At 65.9% G+C, this 273-nt stretch carries 1 pseudogene; it reads right to left on the reverse strand.

Annotated elements, in window-relative coordinates:
* Positions 1 to 273: pseudogene (locus SB772_RS41055) on the reverse strand (DNA ligase-associated DEXH box helicase); the annotation flags it as partial.

Here is a 273-nt window from a genome sequence, read left to right on the forward strand (position 1 = left end):
GGGCGCAATTCGAGCAGCGCCTGATACCAGATCTCGGCCTGCGAACGCGTATTCGTGAAGACGAGCGACGTGCGCGCTTCGTCGATGCCCTCGGCGACGGGGGCGACCTGACGTGTGCCGAGATGGCCGCCCCACGGAAAGCGTTCGATCGTCGCGGGAATCAGCGTGTCGATGATGAGCGTCTTCGGCTGCATGCCGCTCACCGATACGCGATGCGTGCGAACGGGCGCAAGCAGCACGTCGGCGGCGAACGGAAGATTGCCGAGCGTCGCC

This window comes from Paraburkholderia sp. SIMBA_030, from assembly GCF_046535245.1.
In the GTDB taxonomy this organism is placed as follows: domain Bacteria; phylum Pseudomonadota; class Gammaproteobacteria; order Burkholderiales; family Burkholderiaceae; genus Paraburkholderia.